The following is a 25,928-nucleotide window of genomic DNA, read 5'->3' on the forward strand; positions in this document are numbered from 1 at the left end:
AGAGGGTTAGGGTGAGGGCAGTGGTCTGATTGTCACTGCAACTTATGTGTTTGTTTAGTATCGAGCATCGACACTTTATCTGCCGGTCTGGACAATAAATTGCTGAGCGACTGGTCGAACTTCTGCAACGCCCGAACCTGAACTTCCTGCTGCTGATTGATATCCGCAACGATCTCCTCCGAACGCTTGAAGTCCGCCCAGACCGGTGTCAACTCTTTCGCGTCGGACCCCTTGGCCGTTCCGATGTAGTTGAACTTCCCGTCATAAAAGTCCGCACTTACATCCGCCTTGATGTCGGAACTGCGCGAAGTAATCAATTGGCTGTGAGTATCGACGATCGCTACTACATCGGGATTGGCCGCACGCAGGCTCTGCATGTCCGGGTACACCGTGACCGAGCCGAACTGGCGTTGCAGGGAGGCTTTCACCCAGTCTACGGCCATGTCCGGTTTCGAGGTGGCGACATAGGCATCATGGATCGGCTGCACCAGCAGACTCTGGCCGAAACCGGTGCCGGCGTTGGCCTGATAGTCGCGCAGGTATTGGCGATTGGTCTGGGTGCTCGGGCTATAGACGACGCCCAGTGAAACTCCAGGGCCGCTTTTGACCTGCGTGGCGCTGCTGCGCCCGACCGGTTGGGTAAACAGTGTGTCGAGGGAAGAAACCGCCTTGGGGGCGGTGGGAACGGAACAGGCGGACAACGCTAAAACCGATATCGCCAGGGTACTGGCAAAGGCAAGTTTCATGGTGAGTCTCCCGTGAAGCAACTTCAATCGGAATATCAAAGGTGTCGGGGTTCACTTGATAGAGCCGGCGACAGTTGCCTCAGACTACTCCCGCCCGACTGAGAACAACCTGACAATTTGCTGAATGACGGTCATGCAATAGTTTTATTGGCTGTAAGGGTTCTGGATTAATTGCCGCGAGAAATAAAAAAGGCACAAATCAGCCATTTGCGCCTTTTATTTATGGCTGATTGAACAACCATCAGTTTTTCAAAGGGATCAACACTTGCTCGTCCGGCGACAGCACCATGAACACCAGCAATCTGGCAGGTTTGGTTTTGCTGGCGTTTTTCGACACCAGATGTTCGGAACCTGCGGGTTCGTACCAGAACTGACCCTTCTTGTAGGTGATCGGCTGCTCGCCCTTGACCTGAGAAATCACTTCGCCTTCGAGCACATAGGCCATGGCCGTGCCGTCGTGTTTGTGGGCGATGGAGGACTGGCCGGGTTTGTAGTCGACTTCAATCATCATGGCTTTTTTGCCCGGAACGTTTTTCAGCATCTGGTCCTGCAGGACCGAGACCTTCTCGGAGGCGTCGTGGGCCATGGCGGCAGCAGAAACAGACAGGGCGAGTGCGGCGGCGAAAATGTGCAGGAGTTTCATGGCGGGTCACCTGTGAAGTGGGGGAGTCGGCTTTCACGGTAGTCCGCGTGCCGGGCCAATCACACCGCCAATATTCGGGAAGTTCAGGTGACCAATATCAGGGGGCTCGATTTAAGAATGTCAGTGCTTTCCATGACGCCATCGCGAGCAAGCTCGCTCCCACAGTTTTCTGTGTGGTTCATATCATTTGTGAACTACACAAAACCCTGTGGGAGCGGGCTTGCTCCGGGCGGCGTTCCGACGAAGGCGTCGGATCAGACGATAGGGAAACTGTTGAAATCCACGCTATTGGCCAGCCGACTGTCGATCAGATCAATAAACCCCTGAGCCTCGGGTCGATTGAAGTGCGCCTGCATCGCTTCTTCCGATTGCCAGCGGGCGCTCACGGTCCAGCGATGGTTGTCCTCGGGGCAGCGGTCGACCAGATAGGAATCGCAGCCCGGTGTTTCGCGCAGGGTGTCGACGATCTTCTGCAACTGCCTGCCCAGCTCTTCGGAGCGGCCGGCGGCAGCCCGCACCTCTACGGTGTTGATCACTTCGTTGGACATTGCTCACACTCCTGAATCAGGCCGGACGAATCCTGCTCATTGAGGGATAACGCCTGTGCAGAATAGGCCTGCACCCCCGGATCACCAATAACCAATCGGCGGGTAATCCGTCAGACCAATCTACCCTGTGACCTGTTGCAGAATGTCGCGCAGGCGATCCAGCGCAATATCGATGTCCAGCGTTTCGATGGCGCCGAAACCGAAGTACATCCCGCTTCTGGGCGGCTGCTGGTAATAGAAGCCATCGATGCTGTAGAGCCCGACTTCGACTTTTTTCGCCAGTTCGATCACCAGCGGCAAGTCGATCGGCACCCGGCAGAACACCGCCATATGGAAGCCTGCGCTGGCCGGCACGGCCTCCAGCCACGGCGACAGATCGGTGGCCATGCGCGCCAGGATCCGCTCGCGGCGCTGAGCGTAAATGGTGTGGCAGCGGCGAATGTGCTTGAGCAGGCAGCCCTCGGCGATGAACTTGGCCAGCGCCCATTGCGGCAGGGTGGAGGCGTGCAGGTCGGTGAGCTGCTTGGCGCGGATCACCGCTTCGAGGATGGCTGGCGGCAGGATCGCGTAACCGAGGCGCAGCTCCGGCAACAGGGTTTTCGAGAAGGTGCCGACGTAAGCGACGATGCCGCGCTGATCGAGATTGTGCAGCGAATCCGTCGGACGACCCTCGTAGCGGAATTCGCTGTCATAGTCGTCCTCGATAATGATCGCGCCGAGCTCATAGGCCCGGGCCAGCAACGCTTCGCGTCGCGCCTGGCTCATCGGCATCCCCAGCGGGAACTGGTGCGACGGCGTCACGTAGATCAACCGCGTGCCGTCAGGAATGTGCTCGACCTGAATCCCCTGCGCATCCACCGGCACCCCGACCACCGTTGCGCCATGAGTGCCGAACAGCAGCCGCGCCGGCGGATAACCCGGATCTTCCATCGCCACCAGACTGCCGGGCCGCAGCAGCACCCGGCCGATCAGGTCCAGCGCCTGTTGCGCGCCATTGCACACCACGATGTCCTCGTCCTGGCAGTTCACGCCGCGAGAGAAGGCGATGTGCCGGGCAATCGCATTGCGCAGCGCCGGCAAGCCTTCTGCCACGCTGTAAAAACCTTTGGCACCGGACATTTGGCGCATGGCATGGGACACGCAGCGGCGCCAGTCATCGTGGGGGAACTGGCCCTTGCTGGTGGCGCCGCCAATGAAGTCGTAGCGCAGCGAGCCTTCCAGCGTCGGATGGCGCAGGAACACCGGCAGGTTGCACCAGCTCTCTATCACCTCGGAACCGGCCAGCTCGCAATGACTTTGCTTGCGCTGCACCGGTGTGGCGCGGGCGTTGACGTAAGTGCCTTTGCCGATCACGCCGGTAAGGAAGTTTTCGTAGGTCAGCTGCGCGTAGGTGTCGGAAATGGTCTTGCGCGAAATCCCCAGTTGCTCGGCGAGCAAGCGGCTCGGCGGCAGTTGCGTGCCGGCGGCCAGACGCCCGGATTCAATGGCCCCGCGCAGTTGCTGATACAACTGACCGGCCAGATCCTTGCGGCCGTTGATCACGACGTGAAGTTCCATACCGACGGGGCTCCCGGGGGCGAATGAGGCTGATTGTGCGCCCGCCAGATTACTCCCGAATGCACGGGGGGCAGAAGTTGCGTAGTGAAAATCCCCGAAATTGGCGTAGGACCCTGTGGGAGCGAACTTGCTCGCGAAAGCAGTGTGTCAGTTGACATCTATGTTGAATGTAATGCCCCCATCGCGAGCAAGCTCGCTCCCACAGGTTCAGTGGTGTACCGGTTTTCCGTGCAATTGGGGCTGTAATGCTGGTCGGCCAGCCCTTACCGTGAAATCACTCTTCTGCTGCCCGAGACCCGCCTATGTCCCCGCGTCTGGATTACTACAGCGCTTCACCCAAAGCCATGAAAGCGATGATTGCCCTGGAAGCGCTGACCAGCAGCCTGAGCATCGAGGCGCCGTTGCTGCACCTGATCAAGATCCGCGCCTCGCAACTCAACGGCTGCGCGTTCTGCACCGACATGCATTCGGTGGAAGCGCGGCGGGCAGGGGAGACGGATCGGCGGCTGTACGCCATCGCGGTCTGGCGCGACAGCGGCTTCTTCAACCTGCGCGAGCGGGCCGCACTGGCCTGGACCGACGCAGTGACGCTGCTGGCGGAGAGTCATGTGCCGGACGACGTCTATGAACAAGCGCGGACACAGTTCAATGAAGGCGAACTGGTGGACCTGACCATGGCCGTCAGCACCATCAGCAGCTGGAATCGCCTGGCGGTGAGTTTTCGCCAGGTCCCCAGTGACTGACGAGCACATGTCCCCTGCAGCAAGGGAGCATGCTGTGGCGAGGGAGCTTGCTCCCGCTGGGGGGCGAAGCAACCCTGAATCCGTTGTGCACGGTTTATCAGGATGGGTGCGTGTTGATCACGCCCCCTGCGGGAGCAAGCTCCCTCGCCACGAGCACTCTGCTGCGCTCTCTAGTTCGCTGGCCGCTGCGGTTTCACCGACGTGCCAAACGTATTGCCCATCCGCGTACTGGTAGCCGCCGGGGTCGCCAGTCCCACCTGATTCGGCGGGCGCTTGTTGACCGGCACGTTCATCGCTTCCTGATTTTTCTGCGCAGCCTTCGCGCCGTCGGGGTTGTTGCCCATCTGCTGGCTCAGGCAGTCGTAATTCGGCGCCTTGTAACCGCCCACGGTCACCTCGACGCAACCCACCGCCTGCTCGGCCTGTACGCCGCACGACAGGGTCAACAACAGCCCGCTCAGCGCCAATGTCCACAGTGATTTCATGTGTGCCTCCTGGCCGGCCCGAAAGGGCGCTCTGGCTCAAGAGTCTAGTGCAACGGGCGCGCCGATCCCGTGATGGTTTTTTTGCAGTGGCCGTCACACCAGATTCATAAACAGCCCTCAGGATGACGGTTTTCAGGGGTACATCAACTGTGCTGCGAGGCCGTGCCAGGGACGATGTTGTGCGCTCAGCGCTCGTGCGCCAGCTCGGTCTGGGGCTGCTGCTTGGCTTGTTGCTGAGCCGCGCCAGCGCCGATCCGGTACCGGCGACGATGCGCATGACGCTGCACATCCCGGCCCAGGAACTGGCCCGCGCCCTCGATCAGTTCAGCCGCGCCACCGGCATGGCGGTGCTGGTCGACAGCCAGTTGAGTCGCGGTCGACGCTCGTTGGCAGTGGACGGTGAATTCACCGCCGCCGAAGCGTTGCGCCGGCTGCTCGGCGGCAGCGGGTTGATGGCCAAGTACAGCCGCGACGATGCGTTCACCTTGCAGGTGGCGCAGGTCGAGGACGTGCCGCTACCGGCGGAGAAACCGCCCCCCGCCAGCGTCGCGGTCAACCGCAGTTACGCCACGGCGGTGCAGGCAGCCATCGAACGCAACCTGTGCCGCTCGCCGTTGACCCGGCCCGGCAGTTTTCGTGCGGTGTTGCAGTTGTGGATCGGCCGTGACGGCGTGGTGCAGCACAACCGGTTGGTGACCTCGACCGGTGATGTTCGGCGCGATGCCGCGCTGGTAGACAGTTTTCACACGCTCAGGATCGACCGGCCCACACCCGGCGCATTGCGCCAGCCAGTCACCTTGCTGTTGTTACCCGAATCGTCAGGAAAACGCATGGAATGCACACAATGGGAAGGAGTTTCCGGGGGATGAAAGACGCCGGACAAAGTTCGATGGTCCAGCTGTTCCTGACGTCCTACGAGGACTTTCGGGTGCGCCTGCGACGCCGTCTCGGCTCGGAAGACCTGGCCAACGACGTGCTGCACGAAACCTATCTGCGGGTCGACCGCATGGAAGCGCCGCCGAACCTGCTGCGGCCCAACGCCTATCTCTATCGCATGGCCCTGAACATCGCCGCCGACCGCCGTCAGGCCGATGCGCGGCTGCTCACCGGCAGCGAAGTCGAAGAACTGCTGCAAGTCAGCGACGAAGCGCTGGACCCGATGCGCGTGGTCGGCGGCCAGAAAGAAATCCAGTCGCTGCTCGGCGCCCTGTACGAACTGCCGGCCCGGCGCCGCCGGATCTTCATCGCCGCACGCCTGGAAGAAGCGCCACACCTTGAAATCTCCCAGCGTTTTGGCATTTCCACGCGCATGGTCGAGAAGGAAATCAAGGCTGCCCTCGGACACTGCGCGGCGAAACTGGAAAGAAAAGTGTTTCAGCGGTTCGGTCGCGGGGCCGGAAAACCGTCTAGTGAATGAAGCTCCCGATCAACCCGTCGAGTACCTGTGCGTTTGAACATCTTCCGTCTGACTCCTGCCGAGCCCGCGCCTGCCGAGCGTCTGCAAAGCGAAGCCCGCGACTGGCTGATCCTGCTGACCTCCGGCCGCGCCACGGTCGCCGACGCCCGAGCGCTACGCCAGTGGTGCGCGCAAAGCCCCGAACACGCCCGCGCCTTCGAAGAGTGCAAGGCGGTGTGGCACCTGCTGCAAGCGGCGGCGGAAGAATTGCAGGCGCCACGCCGGTTTGGACGACGGGCCTTTCTCGGCGGCGCGATGGCTGCTTCGGCGGCGTTCCTGCTGGTGCGCGGCACGATCCCGGGCGGGTTCTCCGGGCTCGGCGCTGATTACATCACTGAAGTCGGCCAGCAACGCCGCGTCGAACCGGCCGATGGCTTGAGCCTTGAGTTGAATACCCAGACCCGCATCAACCAGCGTTCGGTGGATGAGGGCGTGCAGGGCTTTGAACTGGTCAGCGGCGAAGTCGAAGTGCAGACCGCACGCCTGCCGATGGCGATGCAGGCCGGTGGCGGCTGGTTACGGACGAGCAGGGCACGGTTCAACCTGCGCAACCTCGATCAACAGGTGTGCGTGACATGCCTCGATGGCGCGGTGGACGTGGAAGTCGAAGGCCGCAGCCTGCGACTGGAACCAGGCCAGCAATTGACCTACGACGCACAACGGGTCGGCAACGTGCAAAGCGTCGACACCGCCGCAGTGAGCAACTGGCGCCAACAGGTGCTGGTGTTCAACGGCACGACCCTCAGCCAGATGATCGACGAGATCAACCGCTACCGCCCGGGCATGTTGCTGCTGCTCAACCGCGAACTCGGCCAACGCCGTGTACAGGCACGTTTCTCCCTCGATCAACTGGCCGGGGTAGGGGCGTTGATTCGCGATGCCTACGGCGTCAAATGCACCGAGCTGCCGGGCGGCGTGGTCGTCCTCAGCTAACCAAAACCACCCTGACCCTGTGGGAGCGAGCCTGCTCGCGAAGGCGTCGTGTCAGTCAATACATTCGCAGCTGATACACCGTCTTCGCGAGCAGGCTCGCTCCCACAAGATCTTCAGCGATGCGGCTTACTGCAACGGCCCCATCACCTGCCGATACTTCTCCACTCCCTGCGCCGTCTGCCGGGTCAACCATGCACCGAGCTGCCGGGCGGCGTCGTCGTCCTCAGCTAACCAAAACCACCCTGAACCCTGTGGGAGCGAGCCTGCTCGCGAAGGCGTCGTGTCAGTCAATACATTCGCAGCTGATACACCGTCTTCGCGAGCAGGCTCGCTCCCACAGGATCTTCAGCGATGCGGCTTACTGCAACGGCCCCATCACCTGCCGGTACTTCTCCACCCCTTGCGCCGTCTGCCGGGTCAACCGCACCTCCAACCCCAACGGATCCTCCCGCCGATTTCCGCTCAACTGCCGCCACCCCTTGTCGATCTCCCAAACCCGCACCTGCAAATCACTCACCTCACTCAACACCGCCACCCCCGCCGTCGGTGCCGGCAACGGATACCGACTGCGCGCCGGCGCCACGGCGCGATACAACGTGTCCCCCTTGAGCCACCAGCGCACCCGCTGCAACGCCCCCGGCTGATCCGCCGCACTGCGAATGATGTCCAGCCGAAACCCCTTGCTGTCACTGCTGCGCACCGTAACGGCAGGCGGCGCCGTCGCCGGTTCATCCTCGGTGCCGACCTTCTTCGGCTCCGTCAACTCGATCCCGGCGCGCATCTCCACATCCCGCTGCATCTGATTCAACGCCCGCAACAGGCTGTCGCTCTGCTCACCACTGGCCTGCAAATGCTTGTCGGCGCGGGTGACACTGTCCAGCCCCTTCCAGGCAATCAGACTGACCACCGCCATCAACAGAATCGCGACCATCACCTCGATCAGCGTAAAACCTTGTTGTCTGTTCATTGCACGCTGATCCGGCCCGAAGCATCGCGCAGCACACTCAACCGATTGAGCCCGTCAGACAGCGTCAACTGCAGCGGCGGATTGATCCACTCCGCGTTCAGCACCACTTTCTGTTTCGGCTCCACCCGCACCTCCAGCTTCGGACTCTGCCAGGGACGCGGCCGCAACTGCGGGTCCCGCTCGAAATGATCAAAACCCTTGCCACTGTCACTGCGCCGACTGAACCGAAACCCCTTGCCATCGCTCAACCACGCAATCGGCCGGCCATCGGCGCGGGCCTCGGCCTGGGCAATCTGCAGCAACTGCGCCACGCGCTCGGCGTCCTTGCGCAGCAACTGCAACGGATCGGGCTTGATACTCAGACTGATCGCCGCACTGGCGATGCCGATGATCACCAGCACCACCATCAGCTCGATCAACGTAAAACCCTGCTGCCTGTCCCGGTTCATCGAATGCGCACTCCCTTGCGTCCAGCCCCGTCCCAAAAAACCATCCTGCACGGCCAACATGTAAGGCGTGTGAAATAAAACCGTGAGAATTGCCGGGTAGTCTGGTCACCGGGACTAAAAGGAGATTCAGCCCATGAGATACACCGCACGCTTTTCACCCCCCCAACTCATCCAGGCCGCCGCACTGCTGGCAGCCCTGGTCGGCATCGCCACCTGGTCATCCCTGCTCCTGACCACCGCCGAATCCCACACCCCGGCCGCCACCCCACAACTGCTCGCTGCGCGCAGTGATAATCCTGCGTTGCAGTGGTTTTCCAATCGAACGGCGCCGGTGGAGATCAAGGTCAGCGGGGTGATGGCGGGGAGTCGCGGGGCGGTGGCGATTTTGAGTTTGAACGACGGGCCGCCGAGGAGTTTTTTGCAGGGGGAGCGGGTGAGTCCTGGGGTGAAGTTGGTGGCGGTGGAGGGGGATGGGGTGGTGATTGAGCAGGGTGGGGAGAGGGTGAGGTTGGGGGTGGAGAGGTTGGGGGAGGTGGGGGAGATGCCTAGGTTGGTTAGGCCGAACCGTTAAATTGTCGGTTCAGCTGAGGTAGTGCTTTCTGGACTGCCGGTTCTAGCGCTTCAGCACAACCAGTGAACGGACAGGAATAGATTATGAGGGAGGCCTTCCAAGTTCATTATTTCCCCTCTATCTAGCTGGCACTGGATCAGTCTGGGGAAACTGGAATCGCGTTATCTGTTCGATCTGCGTAGGCGGGACCGACTTTCGGTTCATGTCGCCCGTCTGCCCGGCTGATTAGAAAAACTCTATCGGTCCTGATGGAGATTTACCTTTAGGAAAACGTGAGCATGGGGGTGATGGGATCGTTGACACGAGGTAATATGCACCTTTACTCAAGGCGCCTCCAATGCAGACACAATCGAAGAAGAAACTGCATGGCCAGTATTACACTGAGTCTGCGTACAGCAGTCTCCTCGTCAACCGCTTTCAAGAAGACAGCGTCAGCGTCGCGCTTGAACTCGGGGTTGGAGGGGGGGCGCTTTTATCCGCAGTGAGCGGGCGCTGGCCTGATGCTCGATGCGTATCAGTTGATATCGATCCTCAGCATGCTCAAGAGGACTCGGCTAGGCCCGTGCAGCATATCCATTACTGCGCGGACGCTCTGACATTGGAATTGGATAATGTCATTGGCTTGATGAGTGGGGTTGCCGATATAGCGGTCTGCAACCCGCCATTTATCTCAGCTGACTGGAATACATCGTATTCTGTCCTTCTAGATCGAGCAGGGTTCAAGGTGCCTACGAAGGCCCTGAGAGTCGGCGCTGATTTATTGTTCCTTGCTCAGAATCTTTGGCTTCTTAAGGATAGTGGTCAATTAGGAATTATTATCCCGGCCGGAATAATTTTTGGTGATAAAAATAGAGCCGTGAGAGAAACTTTGCTCGCGAACCATTGCATTACTGAAGTAATCGAATTGCCGTCCAAGGCCTTCAAGAATACTGAAGTAAAAACATTCATCTTAAATCTTCAAAAAAACAAAACCACAAACAGTACTATCAAGCTTTATCGCTGCGACAAGGATGGCACGATAGAGCCATTCATTGAAATTTCGCTGGAAGAAGCCGTCAATCGGATGGATTATAGCTATTATGAATGGAAGGAAAATTTCCCCGCCAAAAGTTATGGGCCCGGAAAGATCTTAGAGGTATTTCGTGGTGGGATATCAACAGCTCAGGCGCGCCAGTTAGGTATCGAAGTATTTCATACGACTGATTTAAAAAAACAATTGAAACCTGGGCGGATATTTTTCTCGGATAATTTCGGAGAAGCTACATGTAATTCGAATAAGGTTGTCGCGCAGCTCGGCGACGTTGTAATTCCGCGTGTAGGCAGAAACATCGAAGGCGGTGTTCATATCGTTGAAGGCGGAAAAGCCTTAATTAGTGATTGCTTATATGTAATCAGATGTCCTGGGCGCACTCCCGAAGAACTATATGAGGCGCTAACTTCCAGAGAAGGCGTTGCTTGGATTAAGGCACATACCCACGGAGCGTGCGCTCGGTTTTTAACAAAGTCAGATCTTAAAAAGTTTCCTCTTTAATCGAGGTGTTAGACATGGATACGTCACTATCGGATACCACAAAACTCAAAGAGGTTATCCGAAAGCTCTGCACAACGAAAATTCGTAATCCGTTGACAATGGAAAGGGTAAGGACTTGGCTCAAGCAGTTCTCAACCCCTGAAGAGCAAACGCTTGCGTTGTTAATTTTGAAGAATCTTATTTATCGGACAACTGATCAGATAGAGTCATGCCTTAGGCAGGCACTAAAAGAAGCAGTGCTTCATTTCGAACCTCCTTTTGACGATGAGCCTGATTACGACTGGCGCCGAATACTAACCAATGTGCGGCCCGTTAGAAGTGGAAAGTTTTTTTATCTCGCGCCACCCATTGCAGCGGCAGCCTCACCCGGAAAAAGCGGAGAGCTAATAGCGCGGCTGCTACACTCGAAATTTGGGGTCGAACGGAGTTATCTCACCTATTGCGAAGAGCGTACGATACCTGAAGATGAATATCTTCTCGTAGTTGATGATGGCTCATTCACCGGTTCTCAGATTACTGACATTTTTAAGGTGAGTGGTCAATTGATGCGGTTCCATTCCCGAGGTGCCGTGATCCTCTCAATTGTTCATGAAGACGCGATTCAGCGCTTAAATACAGACTTTCCAGATGTGAAGATTTTCTATGGTGAACTTCTCACTAAGAAAGATAATTTTAAAAGCGTATGCGATAACTGGATAAGTAACGGAAACTGGCCTTACTCGGACATTCATCCCTATGACCTGTACGTAAGCATCGCAAATAGAGCGGGGATAGCCAGCAGCGCCGAAGGTTTCGGCAAGCTAGGGCTTCTAGTGGTGTATGAACACGGAATACCAGATAACACTCTTAACCTGTTATGGGAACGTTCTAGCAACTGGGAACCTCTGTTTGAGAGATAATTATGCAAACCATCGTCGATCATTCAATACTTGCTAAGACTCGTGCAGAAGAACACCCAGCCGATGTATGGGGGAAATTTTTTGTTCCCCCATACTTTGATACGCTAGGGTTGAAGACAGCTACAAAGTCTACCTATCTCGTTGGGAAGCGGGGGTGTGGCAAAACTATGCTGCTCAAATACCTAGATTACCACTCACTGTTTTCACGTAACCGCAATGTAATTCCTAAAGAAGAGATAGAACACATTGGAATATATTGGCGCGTGGACACGCAATTCTGTAATTCGATGAAGCTGCGAGGAGTGGAGGAAGCAGAGTGGAGTAACACATTTAATTGCTATTTCTCGTTGGCGATTGCAGGCGAGATAATTAGATCTTTGAGGTATATTGCATTAAGCTCTTACTCAGAGTTTACCTCGACGCAGTTTGAAAATATGGTTCTTCCATCGGCAGATGATTATTCATTTCCTACAGATCCAACCGAATTGGAATTGCATTTAGAAAAAACTCGCAAAGCATTCAGTCTTTGGATTTCAAACCTTTCTGCTGCTCCTCGCCCGCTGCTTCCGCCAGGTAAGGATTTTCTTGACTCTATTATTAAAGATATTCGAGAAGTTCCAGGCTTAGACAAAATATGTTTTTATATTTACGTTGATGAAGTGGAAAATCTAATTTCCTATCAGCGCCGAGTTTTGAATACCTACCTGCGGCATAGCCAACAACCGCTAATTGTCAGCTTTACATCAAAAGAACTATCTGATGAGAACGGGACTACAGGCAGGGAATCTATAAGTGCAACTAACGACTATAATCTCTGTTATATTGATAACTTGATGGATGAAACTGAGCGCTCATGTTTCTTTGCTGAGGTTTTTCTCGGGAATTTAGATATTGCCGGTGGAAACTCTGACTCGCTACTTCTGAAGCTTGTTAGGGACCCCAGTTTACTGCAAATTCGGCGGGAAAAAGCTCATAGAGAAGAGATTTTGAATAGGGTAAAGCTGAAATTTCCCACAAAAGAGCATAAGCAATTTGCGGTAGATGCCATAGAAACCCCTCGAATTCAAAATATTCTGAGAGATCGGATAAGCAAAGCTATTTCAAAGAAAACCACAAAGCTGACTGCGGAAGAGTTTCTTAAGTGTGAGTTTCCCGCGGAAGCTAAAGTAGTGCTCCCCGCGTTGCTGAATCGCGCAAATAATCATCCTGAATTTGTTTATGCCGAATTGGATAATTTTAGCAAAGGTAGATCTAGTAAATTTGATAACTGGATACATAATAATCTTTTCGGCTCCCTTCTTGAATTATATAGGCCATATAGAACCTATTGCCCGCTTTATAGTGGGTTCGATACCTTTTTTTCAATGTCCAACAGAAATCTGCGGCATTTCTTGATACTTAATTATAAAGTCCTTGAAATGTCTGAGTTAGAGGATGAACCTGAGGATTGCTTCTCCATCGAGATTCAAGCGCGAGCTGCTTATGAGGCGGCAGATCAGCTGATCCGGGAGATTAAGACCTTTGGTGAGTTTGGTGAGCAACTCAGGAGTTTTGTGCTTAGACTAGGCAATGTATTCAAAACACTCCAAACCGCGCCTAGCATGAGTGAACCAGAGCAAAATCAATTCACCATAAACTCAGGAGCAAGATCGTTATCTACTGAGGAGAGCCTTTTTATATCTGAAGCACAAAAATACGCGATTCTTATTGAAAAACTTGAAACCAAAGCTAAAAGCGCCGCAAGCACGGATATTACCGACTTTCAGTTGAATCCGATCTACTCTCCGTATTTCATGATTAGTTATCGGAGAAAACGGAAGATCGAATTGTCCGTGGAGGACTTTCACACTTTAGCAATGGGTACTGAAGACCACTATAGCGATCTTGCGTCGTCCGTGTATAGGAAGTCTGAACTGCAAGCAGGCTCTCAGCTCGGGCTAGAGCTATGACGAACATAAAAATATTTACTAGCAAGTTTCCTAGTGTGCAAGATGTATCTCTTCCTGAGAACTGCATATTGTTCCATGGTGTATCGTTGGATGATAGAGGCGAAAATGCGCTTTCACTTGACGATACTAAAGCATCCGCAAAACTCAAGGTTACTTACTATCACGAAACGATGCGGCTTAGTATAGGGGTGGACGAGATTGATGCGGATAATTGCGATCCTCTACTAAGCCCATATACTAATTTTCCCCTCGTTTTTGAAGCCACTACGCTAGGATTGGCGGAGCTTTATTGTGCAATGCGTTCGGTTATAAAACTTGGAGTGAAAAAATTCGATATCTTGTATGGTGAACCGGCAGGATACACTCAGGAACGTCTAGGCGGCGATTCATTTGCGCTTTCTAATAAGATTGTGGGGTACAGGCCTATCCCCAATTCAGTAGTAGATTTATCGAGTGATAATGTTGAAGCTGGGGTGTTCTTTTTGGGGTACGAGCCAGAGCGCTTAGAGCGAGCGCTCGAAGAATACCAAATGATTTCAGCGAAAGAAGTGAAAGTTGTCTTTGGAGTACCAGCATTCAAGCCAGGCTGGGAATTAAATTCCATTGTTCCTCATCTGTCTAGCCTCAATGACAAATCTTTCGAAATTGCATACTGCGCAGCTAACGACCCCAGCGCTGCGTACGAGCTATTGGAAAAAACAAAGCACTCTCTTAGTGCCGAATCGCAAATGTTTGTCGCCCCGATCGGAACTAAGCCCTGCGGGGTCGCAACCGCACTATTTGCAAGTATGAACCAAAATCAAGTCGGCATCCTATACGACCATCCGGACAAAAAGCTCAAACGCTCAAGTGGGCTTGGTACTTGGCATAAATTCACTGTAGTGATTCCTTAGAGGCTATATTATGAACTTTGAAATTCCTAACTCGGCTCAAGTTCAAACTATGCTGGATTTGCAGCACAAGCTGAACACGATCGTGGATGCTAAATGGGTCTCAAAAAAGTTCCCTTATCTGAGAGCCGCTTTTGTTGAGTCCGCTGAAGCACTGGATCACTATGGATGGAAGTGGTGGAAGCAGCAAACGCCGAATATTCCTCAGGTTCAAATTGAGATCTCTGACATTCTGCACTTTTATCTATCGGATATTTTATTATCTGCAAATGGTGATGTTGTGGCTGCTCAAGCTATTATGCTTCGAGAATGCCAAGGAGCTATGGAAGACGTCATCGTTGGACAGGACTTATACAAGCTTTCAGAAACTGATACGCAGACTCTGTTTGAGCTATTAGCGGCTACGTCTATCCTTCGCCAACGAAGCTTTCCAGTATTTCAGGAACTGATGCAACGCAATGATTTGAACTGGAGTTCTTTGTATACGGCATATATTTCCAAGAATATTTTGAATATTTTCCGTCAAAGTAATGGTTACAAAGAAGGTACCTATATCAAAATATGGGATGGTCTCGAAGATAATGAGCATCTTCACGCCATTATGTCGAAGCTGGACTCTTCTGCAGAGCATTTTTCACAACTAATATTTGATGCGCTTTCAGAGAAATACTCTAAAGTAAAATAATTGTTGAAAAAAATTTTGGCAAAAAAATGGGCTGATTTATTTTATGGAAATAAGTCAGTCCCCATTGTTGCTCAAAATTACAGGATGTTTAGTGATGCGTGGAGTGCAGTTGGAGTCGCATATTTCATAGAGTCAAGTAGGGGGCGGTTCTACTTCTAGTATGCAGATCGAGAACTCGAGGTGGATTGATTTCGAAAATAAATCTGCCCACTTTGATAATAAAACTAAATTTGCCTTGTGTGAATGTTTTAAGTGTTAGGGTCAGCGCATAGGGCTACTTATGAGTGGGCGCAGCAAGATACAAAAAAATATCAATTGGGTCCAATTTACTCAACAAACTTTTCATGTGCACGTTTTTCACACAGGGCGTCCCATGTTTCCTGTGGGATTAATTTGCTGGACCAGCCGTAGTATCCCCAGGTTTTAGCGATATCTTTTTGCCAGCAAGCATCGCATGTTAATGAGTGAAAGTGAACTTCATTTCTTATGATATCCTGGTAAATGGCGTGCAGGCTTTTCGGGTGGTTACAGTAACATTTAAATTTTTTATCTCTTTTACGCTCGTGAAGTGGTCCCACGAGTCTTTCGTAAGTTTTTGGATAGCACTTTTTGAGGCGCTGATTTACTGAATCAAGAACATCAGTGCGATTTTTATTAATGGCGTTGTGACGAAGGTTGAGCAAGCTCTGCTCAGAGTCGTATCTTCCTTGGTTGATTCGGGAAACAATGCCATTCATACATACCTCCATCGGACTAAAACTAGGGACGGATAAAAAATTGGACTGATTTATTTCCAAAAAATAAATCAGTCCCTTTTGAATTGTATTTATGGATTTATCGTTTATCTAATTTTTATGCCTCCTAGTGTAGGAACTGTCAGCTCTTTGATGACCTTTTCGGCTTGATCGATTTGCCCAGTGGAAGGCAATGGGTCAAGTCCGTTTTCGGCGGCATCTATCTTATCCATCCATTCTGAATATTCTTTGTCAGTGAAATTCTGGGCAGGTTTTCCTTGGCTCTTTTCAATAAACTCTATGATTTTTTTTGTTAGAGCTTTCACGTTTTCAACATTCTCAGCAAGCTCTTCATGGGGGTAATCATCAAAAATGTCTTTTTGATAATCGTCATGTACGGCCTGTTTTAGATACCGGCCCAAATAATAAAATGCCGATCGAGCTTCGGCGAGAGGAGTGTGCAAAACTAACGACGTGAGTTCATTCATTTTTAGCCAATCCTGATTATGTCAAATGCTGACTGGGGTAAGTCTGAAAGTATGTATTCATATGAAAGTGGGTTTGCACGATCCTTGACGTCGACCTTTTTGTAGAAGGCTACAGCTTCTAAGCGAGATATTACGCAAAGCAACGGCTTGAATTGTTGATCTGGTGTCCGCTTAGATATTGTGACTATTTCGTCGTGAGCATCCTGTGTTATTTTCCCTAGTCTTAACATAATGCCCGCACCATTTCGGATGCCGCGACGATTTAGTTTTATTTTGGTGTTGTGCAAATCTGCGCCATCAATTTCTTTTTGCAGGGTGTTGTAGATTTCGAGAGGGGAGGAACTTGGTGGGACAGTGAAGTGGGGGGACTGAAAATCTGAGCCGAAATATGGCGTGCACCACATGTAATGTTTGTCGCCGTAATATTTTTTATTAATGTTGTACGCTAGTGCTGTCATGGTTGAGTACAGTATTGGATTTTGTATGTTGTTAAGTGACATAAGGTCATCCGTGATGAAGATGTTTAAGAAGCTTGGTTAGTCGATGATGTCGAAAGTGGTTTGATTTTGGTTGCCTTCATTAGGACTGGAATCCTTTTAGCTAGGGATGGTTGGTATCTCGCTATATTAGCCGCTTAATCAGCGGTTTTTGTATTGAGTTCCGCCCTACATTGCATTGGCTTTGATTCCTTCAACTGTCCAACTGAGTTTTGGCGACGTTCAAAAAGCGGACGGATCGATTGACTGAGATCGAATTCATCCACAAGGGCTAACCTCGGGACAGAGTCTGCGAACTCCCGGTTAGTCACCTGGCTTATGTTTGTGGATAGGCAAAGTCGGGTGTTTTTTATCGTTGGGTGGATTCACATGCCGCCTACGGTCTTCCTTGCCATCTTCACGCTTTGGCTTCGGGCCTGGCTTGATATCAGTAAACATAGAAACTCCTGTAAAGAACGGTGATGAGAAGCTCTGAAAAAGTAGCACATGGCCACTCACTTGGCTTATTCCGTTTTGAATACAGATTGGGAGCAGCCCTCAGGTCAACGTTCAAGCGGCTTTCTGATAGAGTCCGCACTTGTTCAATCCGCTGACAGGGAGTCAGGCACATGGCAAAGCCTGCCGCACGCATCACTGATCCAACCTCCTGCCCGATGCCCGGGCATGGCCCGAAGGCCATCGCCTCAGGATCCCCCGACGTGTTCTTCGACGGCCTCGCTGCCGCCCGTAAAGGAGATACCTGTACCTGTGGAAGTACCCTAGTGTCAGGTGTTTCCGCCACAGTGTTCATCAACGGCAAGAATGCTGCGCTGATCGATACCACAGGTTCACACGGCGACGTTGTGATTGGTGGTTCGGGGACAGTCATCATCGGGGATTCGCATACCCCGGCACCTTTCATTCCTCCTTTACCTCTCGCCATTCAGAAACGATTCGGGCAGTCGTTCAGTGTTACCGACAGTGAGACGGGTAAGCCGTTGGCGTTTCGTGACTACGTTGCGACGGTCAATGGCGTCGAGACCAAAGGCGTCACCGATGCTGATGGCATCGCACACATCAAAACGCCGACGCCCAATGCCCAAATCTCACTTCACATCACGTTCAATGCCCCAGCTCGAACGCTTTATGAATTTTCGGAGAAACAGTAATGGCCGCCAGTTTTGCGACACAAGCGACTGCTCAGGAGATAAAGCCGGGCGAGTTCATGTGCCCTATACCGGTGGCTGTGAATGATCGAGCGGCTACTCGTGAGGCGATTATCAAACGGGTTCGGGCTTTGAAGGTCACGTTTGTCGAGCGCTCGTCCTGGAAAGCGTTGGATGGCAAGAAGGACATGGTCAAGGATTGGGACTACACCATGATCGCTTTGCACCACGCGGGCCGCAGCCATAGCTGCACTCCCGGTGCGGAGCAGATGCAAGAAATCCAGAAAGGACACCTGAGCCAAAAGTACGACGATATTGGCTACCACTACGGAATTGATTGTACTGGGCAGGTTTTTGAAGGTCGTGACATTCGGCTTCAGGGCTCAAGTGTTCTGAAATACAACACAGGGCTAATTGGTATCGTCCTGCTGGAAAACCTGACGACCCCGGAGGAGGGGGGCGATTGGGTCGCCAAAGGTAGGGTGGTTCTGGATAGCATCGGTTACAGCACCACAAACGTTATTCCCAAGGAGCAAATCGTTTCGCTGATGCACCTGATCGACGCATTGAAAAGCGTGTTTTTTATCAAGAATTTTGGTGGTCACCGGGAATATCCTGGGCAAGGCTCTGAAGGGAAAATTTGTCCCGGCAACATTGGAATGGAGCTGGTCAGAAATATCCGAGCTAAAACTCAACTGCTCCCACCGCCGGCGCCACAGCAATGAAAAAGCTTTTAATCGTAGCAATCCTCACCGTAGTAACCGTGCTCTACGTCGGCTACTACGAAGCCCTTGAGGATGGAGACATCGAGACCATTGTCTTCATCAAAAAGCACCCGACGTTTCAGATGAAGTTCTACAACATCCACGCGAACGATGGAGAGATTAGGAAGGTAGAACGCCTGACAGCAGAGGAGCGGGGATGGATTATTGATTACTGCAGGTATCGCTTGGGAATCGACACAGATTTGAAGACCCAGGATGACGTCGAGATGTGCCGCAAAAAATAGAAATGCTCATTTGGCCGAGGTTGTCAGTCACACCTGACAACCTCGGCCATTTTCTTTCCGGCTATTGAGCTACAGCGCTCAGCCGCTTACGTCTTCACCTCAACATGATCCAACGCCTGATTCACCGCCAACCCCGCCACCATAACCACCTGCGCAATACCCAGCGCAGTCTTGCGGTGCGCAGGCTCCAGGATCGCGGCGAAGTTGCTGAGCATTTCGCTGGCGGAATCGAGGGATTCGCTGGCGTTGGCCAGGAGGGATTCGCTGTTGTAGGCGGGGTTGGCCAGGAACATGGGGTCGTGTGTGGTGTGGCTGCCCATGATGCGTTGTTGCGGGGTGAGGTAGTGGTCGAGGGCGCGTTCGGCGGCTTCGTTGAGGGTTCGGGAATCGGGGAATTGATAGGGCGAAACCGGGTCGGTTTCTGGGGGATTGGGTGTTGGTTTGATCATAGATGTAACTCCTCATGCTTCAAAAAGGGAGACCATCCAAATTCGCTACCAAACGAAGGTGGCGGCCATGCTCAGGTTGGTAGACCGGCACATGAGGAACCCGGCGCACCCGAAGGTGCCCTGTGCATGACCACCATAAAGCCGAGACGAAACGACGCCGCGAATGGTGATGCTGTGCAACTCTCATATGCGGGCTACCAAACCCGATCACTGATTTCAGTGACCCGGAAACGATAAAACCCGCACCCTGGACGCACAAGCCGGCGGATTCTGGCGTAGTCGTAGGCAGTGGCGCAAGGTTGTGTAGCCTTGAGGACGTAACGGTGGGTGTCTTTTAAACGTGGTTCTGCGAGGGGTTAAACGGCTGGGTTTGCAAGCGGCCCTCACCCCAGCCCTCTCCCGGAGGGAGAGGGGGCCGACGGAGGTGTCTTGCGCTCTCCATCGACCTGAAAGACCCGCTCGATTATGGATTCAGCGCTAGGGATTCTCGGGGCGACTGAGCAACGTTTCGAGTCGGGCCAACGGCGGCGCTTCCTGGCTGCGGTCGAAGACCTGGAGGCCGACCTTGAGCAAGCGGCCGTTTTCCGCGGCAGAGATGATCTGCTCGCAGCGCAGCATCAACCGCCCCTGATCGCAATCCTGCGCTTTCACGCCCATCGGCAATTTCCCTTCCAACCGAAGTTCAGCCATCCGACTCTGCGCCGCAATCATCGCAATCGAACGATCCCGCAAAACCCCGTTGCTTTGCGTCATCAACCCCGCCACACGAACAGCGGCGGACATGGCCACGGCAATGATGGCCAGCGCCACCAGCACTTCAATCAGGGTGAAACCCGCTTCTCGGGAAGGCGCTCGCATAAGGGGTCCGGAGCCAAAACACAGCCCTCAACGCTAACCCCCGTGCTTGACGGCTTGACGACGAAAACACCCGAGGATTTTCAACATCCCTGACATATCTTCTTGCAACACTGCGCGTCGAATCGAATCAAGCCAGGGAATGACGAGATGGATATCGCGCAATTCAAACAGCCCAGTCGACCGAGCCGGATGCCCCGTGGGCAGCAGGGTTTCACGCTGATCGAGATCATGGTGGTGGTGGTGATTCTCGGGATTCTGGCGGCGATGGTGGTGCCCAAGGTGCTCGACCGGCCGGATCAGGCGCGGGCCACGGCGGCGAAGCAGGACATTGGCGGGTTGATGCAGGCGCTGAAGCTGTATCGCCTCGATCACGGCACTTACCCGAGCCAGAGCCAGGGCCTGAAGGTGCTGGTGGAGCGGCCGGTCGACGCGAAGAACAGCAACTGGCGCTCGTACCTGGAGCGTCTGCCGAATGACCCGTGGGGTCGTCCTTATCAGTACCTCAATCCCGGTGCCAACGGCGAGATCGACATCTTTTCCCTCGGCGCCGACGGCCAGCCTGACGGCGACGGCGTGAATGCCGACATCGGTTCCTGGCAGTTGTAAGGCCGGTCATGAACAACCCATCGAACCAGCAGGGGATGGCGATCATCAGTGCGCTGCTGATTGCGGCGGTGGTCGCGGTGATCGCCGCCGGCATGCTGACCCGCCAGAGCGTTTCGACCCGGGCGCTGGAAGCCGAACAACTGCGCGTGCAGGGCCGCTGGGTGCTGCACGGCGGGTTGGAGATCAGCCGGCAATTGTTGTGGGATGCCCGGCAGCGCGATCCGCTGACCCGACTCGATCAGCCGTGGGCGCAGCGCTTGAACACCCAAGGTTTCGAAGGGCGGCTGGAGGACGAGCAGGGCAAGTTCAACCTGCGCAATCTGGTGGCCAACGAGCGGATCGATGACGCGCAGGTGCAGGCGTTCGAGCGACTGTGCGAGTTGATTGGTGTCAGCAGCGGCTTGAGCCGGCGCATCAGTCAGCGGGTGATCGGCTCTTATCCGCACCTGTTGAATGCGCAAGTGGTGGACAAGCCTGTGGCGAAAAACACCTTCGACAGCGGGCGCGCCACGTCGCCGTCCGCGTCGCGCAAACCGCAATCGCCGACCTTGCCGATGCTGCGCACGCTTGATGATTTGCGCAGTGTCGATGGGGTCAACGATGCGTTGTTGGCGAAGCTCGCGCCGTACCTGACGGTGATTCCGGCGACCACCTGGCTCAACGGCAACACGGCCACGGCGCCGGTGCTGGCGGCTTATGTGCCGGGGTTGTCGCTGGAGCGGGCGCAGGCGTTGATCAATGAGCGTGACGCCGGGCGCTGGTTCATCAATCGCGGGGATTTCGTCAATCGCCTGCGACTGCCGCAACTGGAAATCACCAGCGTCAAGGTCGGCATCACCAGCGACTGGTTTCGGTTGCGCGGGCAGGCGCGGCGGGATCAGCGGCGGGTCAGCCTCGATGCATTGCTGCATCGCAGTCAGGATCGGTTGCCGCAAGTGATCTGGTCGCGGGTGGGCGTATGAGCCAGTTGCGCGTGAGTTTGCCGCCGCTGGCGGAGCTAAGTCTCGACAGTGAAGTGGAGTGTGCTTGGCTGGATCGTCAGGGGCAGGTCACGCGGCAGGAACGCGTGCGGCTCGGCGCGCTGGCGAAGCAACCGTTGGTGTGTTTTCTGCACCCCTCGGACAGCCTGTTGGCGAGTATCGATCTGCCGCCACTGCCCGCGAGCAAAACCGCTGCCGCTGTGCAATGCGCTGCACAGTCGTTGATGCTCGGCGACAGCGCCGAGATGCACATCGCCCACAGTGCGCGCGATGAAAGCGGCCAGGTGCAGATTGCCTGGGTGGCACGCAAGGATTTGCAGCACCTCGGGCAATTCGGCTTGAACCTCAAAGGCCTTTATCCGGCGGCCTACAGCTTGCCAGTGATGGCGGGCGGGGTCGGTTGCCTGCACGACGATCATCTGTTGCTGCGCCACGGCCCGAATGCGGCGCAGGTGCAGCCGATGATCGACGAAGCGTGGCTGTTGGAAACCGGTCTGCCGGCGCACTGGATCGGTGACGGCGCGCCGGAAGCGGTGCAATCGACATTGCCCGACTCGCAGCGCTGCTCCGGCCCGTTGCCGAACTGGGGCCTGCACGGCGGCCTTCAACAACCAGGCACCGAACATCGCGGTTGGGGCAGGGCGCTCGGTTGCTGTGCGCTGGCGCTGGCAGTTTGGGTGATCGGGTTGAACCTGTACGCCGCCCGTGAGGCCGCGCAGGTCCAGCAGCTCAAGGCGCAGATGGCGCAGCGGGTGAAACAGGCGTTCCCCGAATTGCCGGTGATCCTCAATCCGCTGCAACAGGCCCGCCAGCAAATCGCGGCGCGTCAGCAAGGCGCGACGGATGCGCCGGGGCAGGAATTCACGCGGCTGGTGTCCCAGGCGGGCATCGGCATGCCGTCCATGGCGGGCACGGTGCAGCGGCTGGAATTTGTCGACGGCGCGTTGCAATTGAGTCTGCTGCCCGAGGCCCGGCGTTCGGGCAACGACAAGGATTGGCAAGGCACGCTGGCCCAGGCCGGCATCAGCATCAGCCCGAATGACGACGGCTGGGTCTTGCGCCCGGCCGGTGAGGCGACCGCCGCCACTGACAACGACAACGACAACGACGACAGCAGCGGAACCGAAGATGAATAGCCCCTCGCTTGCGAAATACCGCGCCGGTTGGCAGCGCTTCAGCGCTCAGTTGCAGGCCCGTTGGCAGCCCTTGGCGCTGCGAGAAAAACGCATGGTCGGCGGCATGGTTGCGTTGCTCTTGGGGCTGTTTGTGTGGGTGGCGTTGATTCAACCACCGCTGCAGAAGATCGCCGCCTCGCAAGTCGAAACCCCAAAACTGCGCGCCCAGGCCGAAGCGCTGGAAGTGCTGCTGCGCGAGGTCAGCGTGCGCCCCGACGGGCAGAACCTGGAGCAGTCGCTGCAACAGACGTTGCAGGCCAGCGGGTTGGGCGGCCATTACCAATTGGCCGCCGCGTCCGCCGGCTGGCAGTTGACCTTCGACGCCGCGCCCGCCGACGCCGTGCTCGACTGGTTGTTGAGCCAACCCCGGAATTTTTCACTGCAAGTGGTCGAGGCCCGTCTGCAACGCGCAGATGACGCCGCGACCGATGACACCGCCGGCACTCTGTCGGGCACCGTACGCATGGATCAGGCGCTGGGCGCTAAGGAAGCTTCATGAAGGGGTCAGGCTCCAAACGCATGGCGTTACCGATGCTGTTGATGGCATTGAGCGCGTGCAGCAACACCACACCACCGAATCAACCGCCGCTGCTGGTGGACAGCGAACTTGGCCGGCCGCTGGCCAACACCCAGCGCAGCGGCGACGCGGTGCTCGACCGCGAGCGGGCGCAGGCTCAGGCAAGACCTGCGCCGAAGCAATTGCACAACATCACCGAACGCGCCCGCAGCGGCGGTTCGGCGCGGGGCACGACGTTGCCGGTCAATCCGCTGGGCGATCAACCGGTGACGCTGAATTTTGTCGACGCCGATATTCAAGCGGTGGTGCGGGCGTTGTCGCGTTCCACCGGCCAGCAGTTTCTGGTGGATCCTCGGGTCAAGGGCAACCTGACGCTGGTTTCCGAAGGCCAGGTGCCGGCGCATCAGGCTTACGACATGCTGCTGGCGGCGCTGCGCATGCAGGGTTTCAGTGTGGTGGACGTCGGCGGCGTGGCGCAGGTGGTGCCGGAAGCCGACGCCAAACTGCTCGGCGGGCCGATCTACAGCGCCGACAAACCGGCCGGCAACGGCATGCTGACTCGCACGTTCCGCCTGCAATACGAGAACGCGGTGAACCTGATCCCGGTGTTGCGCCCGATCGTCTCGCCGAACAACCCGATCAATGCCTATCCGGGCAACAACACCATCGTCGTCACCGATTACGCCGAAAACCTAACGCGGGTCGCGCAACTGATTCAAGGCATCGACACCCCGAGCGCCATCGACACCGACGTGGTGCAGATCCAGAACGGAATCGCCGCCGACATTGCACCGATGGTCGCCGACCTGCTCGACGCGCCGGGCAATGATCCAACCCAGAAAATCGCCGTGATCGGTGATCCTCGCTCCAACACCATCATCATCCGCGCCGGCAGCCCGGAGCGTACGGAGCTGGCGCGCAACCTGATCTACAAACTCGACAACGCCCAGAGCAATCCGAGCAATCTTCATGTGGTGTATCTGCGCAATGCCCAGGCCGGCAAACTGGCTCAGGCGCTGCGCGGTTTGCTGACCGGCGAGAGCGACAGCGGCACCAGCGACAGTGCGCGCTCGGTGCTCAGCGCCATGGGCAGCTCCACCAACTCGGGCGGCGGGCAGAACGGTCAGAGCGGCACTCAAACCAACGGCAGCACCTCGACCACCAACAATGGCAGCACCGGCGGCAGCTACGCCCAGGGCAGCAGCACAGGCAGCGGCAACGCGCAAAGCAGCGAACAGAACGTGGCCTTCAGCGCCGGCGGCGTGACCATTCAGGCAGATGCCACCACCAACACCTTGCTGATTTCCGCGCCGGAACCGCTGTACCGCAACCTGCGCGAAGTCATCGACCTGCTCGACCAGCGCCGCGCGCAAGTGGTGATCGAAAGCCTGATCGTCGAAGTCGGCGAGGACGATGCCAGCGAGTTCGGCGTGCAATGGCAGTCCGGCAACCTGGGCGGCAAAGGGGTGATCGGCGGCGCCAATCTGGGCGGCTCGAAGCTCAACCTCGGTGGCAAGACCAGTCTCGATGTGTTGCCTCAGGGGCTGAACGTTGGGTACGTCAACGGCACGGTCGACATCCCCGGCATCGGCAAGATCCTGGACCTGAAAGTGCTGGCCCGGGCGTTGAAGAGCAAGGGCGGGACCAACGTGCTGTCGACGCCGAACCTGCTGACCCTGGACAACGAAGCGGCGAGCATTTTCGTCGGCCAGACCATCCCGTTTGTCAGCGGCAGTTACGTCACCGGCGGCGGGGGCACCAGCAACAACCCGTTCCAGACCGTGACCCGTGAAGAGGTCGGTTTGAAGCTCAACGTGCGGCCGCAGATTTCCGAGGGCGGCACGGTGAAACTCGACATCTATCAGGAAGTCAGCAGCATCGACGAGCGCGCTTCAGCGGCCTCGACGGCGGCGGGGATCGTCACCAGCAAACGTGCGATCGACACCAGCATCCTGCTCGACGACGGGCAGATCATGGTGCTGGGCGGCCTGCTGCAGGATGGTTACAGCCAGAGCAACGATGCGGTGCCATGGCTGGGCAACCTTCCTGGGATCGGCGCGCTGTTTCGCAACGAGCGCCGGGCGATCACCAAGACCAACCTGATGGTGTTCCTGCGCCCGTACATCATTCGCGACAGTGCGGCGGGGCGCAGTATCACGCTCAACCGCTACGACTTCATGCGCCGTGCGCAGGGCGGTCTGCAACCGGAACGCAGCTGGGCGATGCCGGACATGCAGGCGCCGCAGTTGCCGACCGCTGCGCAGGGCGTGCCGGCGACGCTGCCGGGGACGGGCCCGCGCGCAACCATCAAAGCGGTGCCGATCCAATGAACGTGGCGAGGGAGCTTGCTCCCGCCGGGCTGCGCAGCAGACCCGAAAACTGCCGCCCCATTGTTCAAGACACACCTTGCATGCCGGG

The 25,928-nt window shown here is 55.9% G+C and carries 30 protein-coding genes; 18 read left to right on the plus strand and 12 right to left on the minus strand.

All coding sequences use genetic code 11. The features are described 5' to 3' along the window. Positions 1–32: 32 nt before the first annotated feature. From BBF94_RS19190 to pdxR, 4 genes are all read right to left on the minus strand, one after another. Positions 33–746 (minus strand): ATPase, encoded by a 714-nt coding sequence (locus BBF94_RS19190; RefSeq protein ID WP_065260548.1) that lies wholly within the window; start codon positions 744–746, stop codon positions 33–35. Positions 747–987: 241 nt separating this feature from the next. After that, on the minus strand, positions 988–1,389 hold the full coding sequence (locus BBF94_RS19195; protein ID WP_065260549.1) for a cupin domain-containing protein: 402 nt from the start codon (positions 1,387–1,389) through the stop codon (positions 988–990). 254 nt (positions 1,390–1,643) lie between these two features. Next, on the minus strand, positions 1,644–1,937 hold the full coding sequence (locus BBF94_RS19200; protein ID WP_065260550.1) for a putative quinol monooxygenase: 294 nt from the start codon (positions 1,935–1,937) through the stop codon (positions 1,644–1,646). A gap of 120 nt (positions 1,938–2,057) precedes the next feature. Next, positions 2,058–3,494: a MocR-like pyridoxine biosynthesis transcription factor PdxR gene (gene pdxR / locus BBF94_RS19205; RefSeq protein ID WP_065260551.1), complete on the minus strand. Its 1,437-nt coding sequence runs from the start codon at positions 3,492–3,494 to the stop codon at positions 2,058–2,060. Positions 3,495–3,796: 302 nt separating this feature from the next. Here pdxR and BBF94_RS19210 point away from each other — a divergent pair, with 302 nt between their 5' ends. Continuing rightward, entirely contained in the window at positions 3,797–4,237 is a 441-nt protein-coding gene (locus BBF94_RS19210; RefSeq protein ID WP_065260552.1) for a carboxymuconolactone decarboxylase family protein, read from the plus strand. 170 nt (positions 4,238–4,407) lie between these two features. Here the strand turns inward: BBF94_RS19210 and BBF94_RS19215 are convergent, their stop codons facing one another. After that, complete coding sequence (locus tag BBF94_RS19215; protein ID WP_065260553.1) at positions 4,408–4,722, minus strand: hypothetical protein; 315 nt, start codon at positions 4,720–4,722, stop codon at positions 4,408–4,410. 122 nt (positions 4,723–4,844) lie between these two features. On the opposite strand from BBF94_RS19215, the gene BBF94_RS19220 reads away from it, so the two are divergent. The 3 genes from BBF94_RS19220 to BBF94_RS19230 are packed head-to-tail and all read left to right on the plus strand — an operon-like array spanning position 4,845 to position 7,111. Continuing rightward, complete coding sequence (locus tag BBF94_RS19220) at positions 4,845–5,591, plus strand: STN domain-containing protein (protein WP_176704476.1); 747 nt, start codon at positions 4,845–4,847, stop codon at positions 5,589–5,591. Then, the gene (locus BBF94_RS19225) at positions 5,588–6,139 is read left to right on the plus strand and encodes an RNA polymerase sigma factor (RefSeq protein ID WP_065260555.1); all 552 of its coding nucleotides are present in this window, start codon (positions 5,588–5,590) and stop codon (positions 6,137–6,139) included. Before BBF94_RS19220 ends, BBF94_RS19225 begins: the two co-directional genes overlap by 4 nt. 33 nt (positions 6,140–6,172) lie before the next feature. Continuing rightward, a complete protein-coding gene (locus BBF94_RS19230; RefSeq protein ID WP_065260576.1) occupies positions 6,173–7,111 on the plus strand; it encodes a FecR family protein in 939 nt (312 codons plus the stop codon). A 358-nt stretch (positions 7,112–7,469) separates the two neighbouring features. Here the strand turns inward: BBF94_RS19230 and BBF94_RS19235 are convergent, their stop codons facing one another. Next, positions 7,470–8,078 (minus strand): prepilin-type N-terminal cleavage/methylation domain-containing protein, encoded by a 609-nt coding sequence (locus BBF94_RS19235; protein WP_065260556.1) that lies wholly within the window; start codon positions 8,076–8,078, stop codon positions 7,470–7,472. Continuing rightward, positions 8,075–8,527: a type II secretion system minor pseudopilin GspH gene (gene gspH / locus BBF94_RS19240; RefSeq protein WP_065260557.1), complete on the minus strand. Its 453-nt coding sequence runs from the start codon at positions 8,525–8,527 to the stop codon at positions 8,075–8,077. The genes BBF94_RS19235 and gspH overlap by 4 nt, the downstream gene beginning before the upstream one ends. Positions 8,528–8,660: 133 nt before the next feature. On the opposite strand from gspH, the gene BBF94_RS19245 reads away from it, so the two are divergent. From BBF94_RS19245 to BBF94_RS19270, 6 genes are all read left to right on the plus strand, one after another. Next, a complete protein-coding gene (locus BBF94_RS19245; protein ID WP_065260558.1) occupies positions 8,661–9,098 on the plus strand; it encodes a type II secretion system protein N in 438 nt (145 codons plus the stop codon). A 337-nt stretch (positions 9,099–9,435) separates the two neighbouring features. Further along, positions 9,436–10,629, plus strand: coding sequence for an N-6 DNA methylase (locus tag BBF94_RS19250; RefSeq protein ID WP_065260559.1), 1,194 nt, complete (start codon positions 9,436–9,438; stop codon positions 10,627–10,629). Between the two features lie 14 nt (positions 10,630–10,643). Continuing rightward, the gene (locus tag BBF94_RS19255) at positions 10,644–11,528 is read left to right on the plus strand and encodes a phosphoribosyltransferase-like protein (RefSeq protein WP_065260560.1); all 885 of its coding nucleotides are present in this window, start codon (positions 10,644–10,646) and stop codon (positions 11,526–11,528) included. Positions 11,529–11,530: 2 nt separating this feature from the next. Continuing rightward, entirely contained in the window at positions 11,531–13,477 is a 1,947-nt protein-coding gene (locus BBF94_RS19260; RefSeq protein ID WP_065260561.1) for an ORC-CDC6 family AAA ATPase, read from the plus strand. Between the two features lie 35 nt (positions 13,478–13,512). Continuing rightward, positions 13,513–14,370: a hypothetical protein gene (locus BBF94_RS19265; RefSeq protein WP_141676603.1), complete on the plus strand. Its 858-nt coding sequence runs from the start codon at positions 13,513–13,515 to the stop codon at positions 14,368–14,370. 10 nt (positions 14,371–14,380) lie between these two features. Continuing rightward, complete coding sequence (locus BBF94_RS19270; RefSeq protein ID WP_065260563.1) at positions 14,381–15,052, plus strand: dUTP diphosphatase; 672 nt, start codon at positions 14,381–14,383, stop codon at positions 15,050–15,052. A 326-nt stretch (positions 15,053–15,378) separates the two neighbouring features. Here BBF94_RS19270 and BBF94_RS27300 read toward each other — a convergent pair whose 3' ends face one another. The 3 genes from BBF94_RS27300 to BBF94_RS19280 form a co-directional block, all read right to left on the minus strand. After that, positions 15,379–15,789, minus strand: a complete 411-nt coding sequence (locus tag BBF94_RS27300) for a hypothetical protein (RefSeq protein WP_082302442.1) — start codon at positions 15,787–15,789, stop codon at positions 15,379–15,381. A gap of 104 nt (positions 15,790–15,893) precedes the next feature. Beyond that, a complete protein-coding gene (locus BBF94_RS19275) occupies positions 15,894–16,274 on the minus strand; it encodes a hypothetical protein (protein WP_065260564.1) in 381 nt (126 codons plus the stop codon). Positions 16,275–16,276: 2 nt separating this feature from the next. Then, positions 16,277–16,774 carry a hypothetical protein gene (locus BBF94_RS19280; protein WP_065260565.1) on the minus strand — a complete coding sequence of 166 codons (498 nt, stop codon included), beginning with the start codon at positions 16,772–16,774 and terminating at the stop codon, positions 16,277–16,279. A 605-nt stretch (positions 16,775–17,379) separates the two neighbouring features. Here BBF94_RS19280 and BBF94_RS19285 point away from each other — a divergent pair. From BBF94_RS19285 to BBF94_RS19295, 3 genes are read left to right on the plus strand one after another with little or no spacing between them, the layout of a single operon-like run. Continuing rightward, positions 17,380–17,919 carry a PAAR domain-containing protein gene (locus BBF94_RS19285; RefSeq protein ID WP_065260566.1) on the plus strand — a complete coding sequence of 180 codons (540 nt, stop codon included), beginning with the start codon at positions 17,380–17,382 and terminating at the stop codon, positions 17,917–17,919. Next, the gene (locus BBF94_RS19290; RefSeq protein ID WP_065260567.1) at positions 17,919–18,641 is read left to right on the plus strand and encodes a peptidoglycan recognition protein family protein; all 723 of its coding nucleotides are present in this window, start codon (positions 17,919–17,921) and stop codon (positions 18,639–18,641) included. The genes BBF94_RS19285 and BBF94_RS19290 overlap by 1 nt, the downstream gene beginning before the upstream one ends. Continuing rightward, positions 18,638–18,925, plus strand: a complete 288-nt coding sequence (locus BBF94_RS19295) for a hypothetical protein (protein WP_065260568.1) — start codon at positions 18,638–18,640, stop codon at positions 18,923–18,925. Before BBF94_RS19290 ends, BBF94_RS19295 begins: the two co-directional genes overlap by 4 nt. 86 nt (positions 18,926–19,011) lie before the next feature. On the opposite strand, the gene BBF94_RS19300 is transcribed toward BBF94_RS19295, so the two are convergent. Then, positions 19,012–19,374 (minus strand): DUF6124 family protein, encoded by a 363-nt coding sequence (locus BBF94_RS19300; RefSeq protein ID WP_065260569.1) that lies wholly within the window; start codon positions 19,372–19,374, stop codon positions 19,012–19,014. Positions 19,375–19,851: 477 nt separating this feature from the next. Beyond that, on the minus strand, positions 19,852–20,232 hold the full coding sequence (gene gspI, locus BBF94_RS19305; RefSeq protein WP_065260570.1) for a type II secretion system minor pseudopilin GspI: 381 nt from the start codon (positions 20,230–20,232) through the stop codon (positions 19,852–19,854). 147 nt (positions 20,233–20,379) lie between these two features. Between gspI and gspG the strand changes: the two genes are divergently transcribed. Genes gspG through gspD form a run of 5 tightly spaced genes read left to right on the plus strand, consistent with a single transcriptional unit; the run spans position 20,380 to position 25,840 of the window. Beyond that, positions 20,380–20,838, plus strand: coding sequence for a type II secretion system major pseudopilin GspG (gene gspG / locus BBF94_RS19310; RefSeq protein WP_065260571.1), 459 nt, complete (start codon positions 20,380–20,382; stop codon positions 20,836–20,838). An 8-nt stretch (positions 20,839–20,846) separates the two neighbouring features. Then, on the plus strand, positions 20,847–21,800 hold the full coding sequence (gene gspK / locus BBF94_RS19315) for a type II secretion system minor pseudopilin GspK (RefSeq protein ID WP_065260572.1): 954 nt from the start codon (positions 20,847–20,849) through the stop codon (positions 21,798–21,800). Next, the gene (gene gspL, locus BBF94_RS19320; protein ID WP_065260573.1) at positions 21,797–22,954 is read left to right on the plus strand and encodes a type II secretion system protein GspL; all 1,158 of its coding nucleotides are present in this window, start codon (positions 21,797–21,799) and stop codon (positions 22,952–22,954) included. The genes gspK and gspL overlap by 4 nt, the downstream gene beginning before the upstream one ends. Further along, positions 22,947–23,492 (plus strand): type II secretion system protein GspM, encoded by a 546-nt coding sequence (gspM, locus tag BBF94_RS19325; RefSeq protein ID WP_065260574.1) that lies wholly within the window; start codon positions 22,947–22,949, stop codon positions 23,490–23,492. Before gspL ends, gspM begins: the two co-directional genes overlap by 8 nt. Further along, positions 23,489–25,840, plus strand: coding sequence for a type II secretion system secretin GspD (gspD, locus tag BBF94_RS19330; protein WP_065260575.1), 2,352 nt, complete (start codon positions 23,489–23,491; stop codon positions 25,838–25,840). Before gspM ends, gspD begins: the two co-directional genes overlap by 4 nt. The last annotated feature ends 88 nt before the right edge of the window (positions 25,841–25,928 follow it).

It is taken from the genome of Pseudomonas bananamidigenes, assembly GCF_001679645.1.
In the GTDB taxonomy this organism is placed as follows: Bacteria; Pseudomonadota; Gammaproteobacteria; order Pseudomonadales; family Pseudomonadaceae; genus Aquipseudomonas; species Aquipseudomonas bananamidigenes.

What these genes read in the sequence shown, in the direction of transcription:
- BBF94_RS19260 (WP_065260561.1), top strand. Translation starts at nt 11,531, where the DNA reads ATGCAAACCATCGTCGATCATTCAATACTTGCTAAGACTCGTGCAGAA.
- BBF94_RS19280 (WP_065260565.1), bottom strand. Translation starts at nt 16,774, where the DNA reads ATGTCACTTAACAACATACAAAATCCAATACTGTACTCAACCATGACA.
- BBF94_RS27300 (WP_082302442.1), bottom strand. Translation starts at nt 15,789, where the DNA reads ATGAATGGCATTGTTTCCCGAATCAACCAAGGAAGATACGACTCTGAG.
- BBF94_RS19195 (WP_065260549.1), bottom strand. Translation starts at nt 1,389, where the DNA reads ATGAAACTCCTGCACATTTTCGCCGCCGCACTCGCCCTGTCTGTTTCT.
- gspD (WP_065260575.1), top strand. Translation starts at nt 23,489, where the DNA reads ATGAAGGGGTCAGGCTCCAAACGCATGGCGTTACCGATGCTGTTGATG.
- gspM (WP_065260574.1), top strand. Translation starts at nt 22,947, where the DNA reads ATGAATAGCCCCTCGCTTGCGAAATACCGCGCCGGTTGGCAGCGCTTC.
- BBF94_RS19210 (WP_065260552.1), top strand. Translation starts at nt 3,797, where the DNA reads ATGTCCCCGCGTCTGGATTACTACAGCGCTTCACCCAAAGCCATGAAA.
- BBF94_RS19270 (WP_065260563.1), top strand. Translation starts at nt 14,381, where the DNA reads ATGAACTTTGAAATTCCTAACTCGGCTCAAGTTCAAACTATGCTGGAT.
- BBF94_RS19190 (WP_065260548.1), bottom strand. Translation starts at nt 746, where the DNA reads ATGAAACTTGCCTTTGCCAGTACCCTGGCGATATCGGTTTTAGCGTTG.
- BBF94_RS19200 (WP_065260550.1), bottom strand. Translation starts at nt 1,937, where the DNA reads ATGTCCAACGAAGTGATCAACACCGTAGAGGTGCGGGCTGCCGCCGGC.
- BBF94_RS19235 (WP_065260556.1), bottom strand. Translation starts at nt 8,078, where the DNA reads ATGAACAGACAACAAGGTTTTACGCTGATCGAGGTGATGGTCGCGATT.
- gspI (WP_065260570.1), bottom strand. Translation starts at nt 20,232, where the DNA reads ATGCGAGCGCCTTCCCGAGAAGCGGGTTTCACCCTGATTGAAGTGCTG.
- BBF94_RS19255 (WP_065260560.1), top strand. Translation starts at nt 10,644, where the DNA reads ATGGATACGTCACTATCGGATACCACAAAACTCAAAGAGGTTATCCGA.
- gspG (WP_065260571.1), top strand. Translation starts at nt 20,380, where the DNA reads ATGGATATCGCGCAATTCAAACAGCCCAGTCGACCGAGCCGGATGCCC.
- pdxR (WP_065260551.1), bottom strand. Translation starts at nt 3,494, where the DNA reads ATGGAACTTCACGTCGTGATCAACGGCCGCAAGGATCTGGCCGGTCAG.
- BBF94_RS19220 (WP_176704476.1), top strand. Translation starts at nt 4,845, where the DNA reads ATGACGGTTTTCAGGGGTACATCAACTGTGCTGCGAGGCCGTGCCAGG.
- BBF94_RS19300 (WP_065260569.1), bottom strand. Translation starts at nt 19,374, where the DNA reads ATGATCAAACCAACACCCAATCCCCCAGAAACCGACCCGGTTTCGCCC.
- BBF94_RS19215 (WP_065260553.1), bottom strand. Translation starts at nt 4,722, where the DNA reads ATGAAATCACTGTGGACATTGGCGCTGAGCGGGCTGTTGTTGACCCTG.
- BBF94_RS19225 (WP_065260555.1), top strand. Translation starts at nt 5,588, where the DNA reads ATGAAAGACGCCGGACAAAGTTCGATGGTCCAGCTGTTCCTGACGTCC.
- BBF94_RS19245 (WP_065260558.1), top strand. Translation starts at nt 8,661, where the DNA reads ATGAGATACACCGCACGCTTTTCACCCCCCCAACTCATCCAGGCCGCC.
- gspK (WP_065260572.1), top strand. Translation starts at nt 20,847, where the DNA reads ATGAACAACCCATCGAACCAGCAGGGGATGGCGATCATCAGTGCGCTG.
- gspL (WP_065260573.1), top strand. Translation starts at nt 21,797, where the DNA reads ATGAGCCAGTTGCGCGTGAGTTTGCCGCCGCTGGCGGAGCTAAGTCTC.
- BBF94_RS19275 (WP_065260564.1), bottom strand. Translation starts at nt 16,274, where the DNA reads ATGAATGAACTCACGTCGTTAGTTTTGCACACTCCTCTCGCCGAAGCT.
- BBF94_RS19250 (WP_065260559.1), top strand. Translation starts at nt 9,436, where the DNA reads ATGCAGACACAATCGAAGAAGAAACTGCATGGCCAGTATTACACTGAG.
- BBF94_RS19285 (WP_065260566.1), top strand. Translation starts at nt 17,380, where the DNA reads ATGGCAAAGCCTGCCGCACGCATCACTGATCCAACCTCCTGCCCGATG.
- BBF94_RS19295 (WP_065260568.1), top strand. Translation starts at nt 18,638, where the DNA reads ATGAAAAAGCTTTTAATCGTAGCAATCCTCACCGTAGTAACCGTGCTC.
- BBF94_RS19290 (WP_065260567.1), top strand. Translation starts at nt 17,919, where the DNA reads ATGGCCGCCAGTTTTGCGACACAAGCGACTGCTCAGGAGATAAAGCCG.
- gspH (WP_065260557.1), bottom strand. Translation starts at nt 8,527, where the DNA reads ATGAACCGGGACAGGCAGCAGGGTTTTACGTTGATCGAGCTGATGGTG.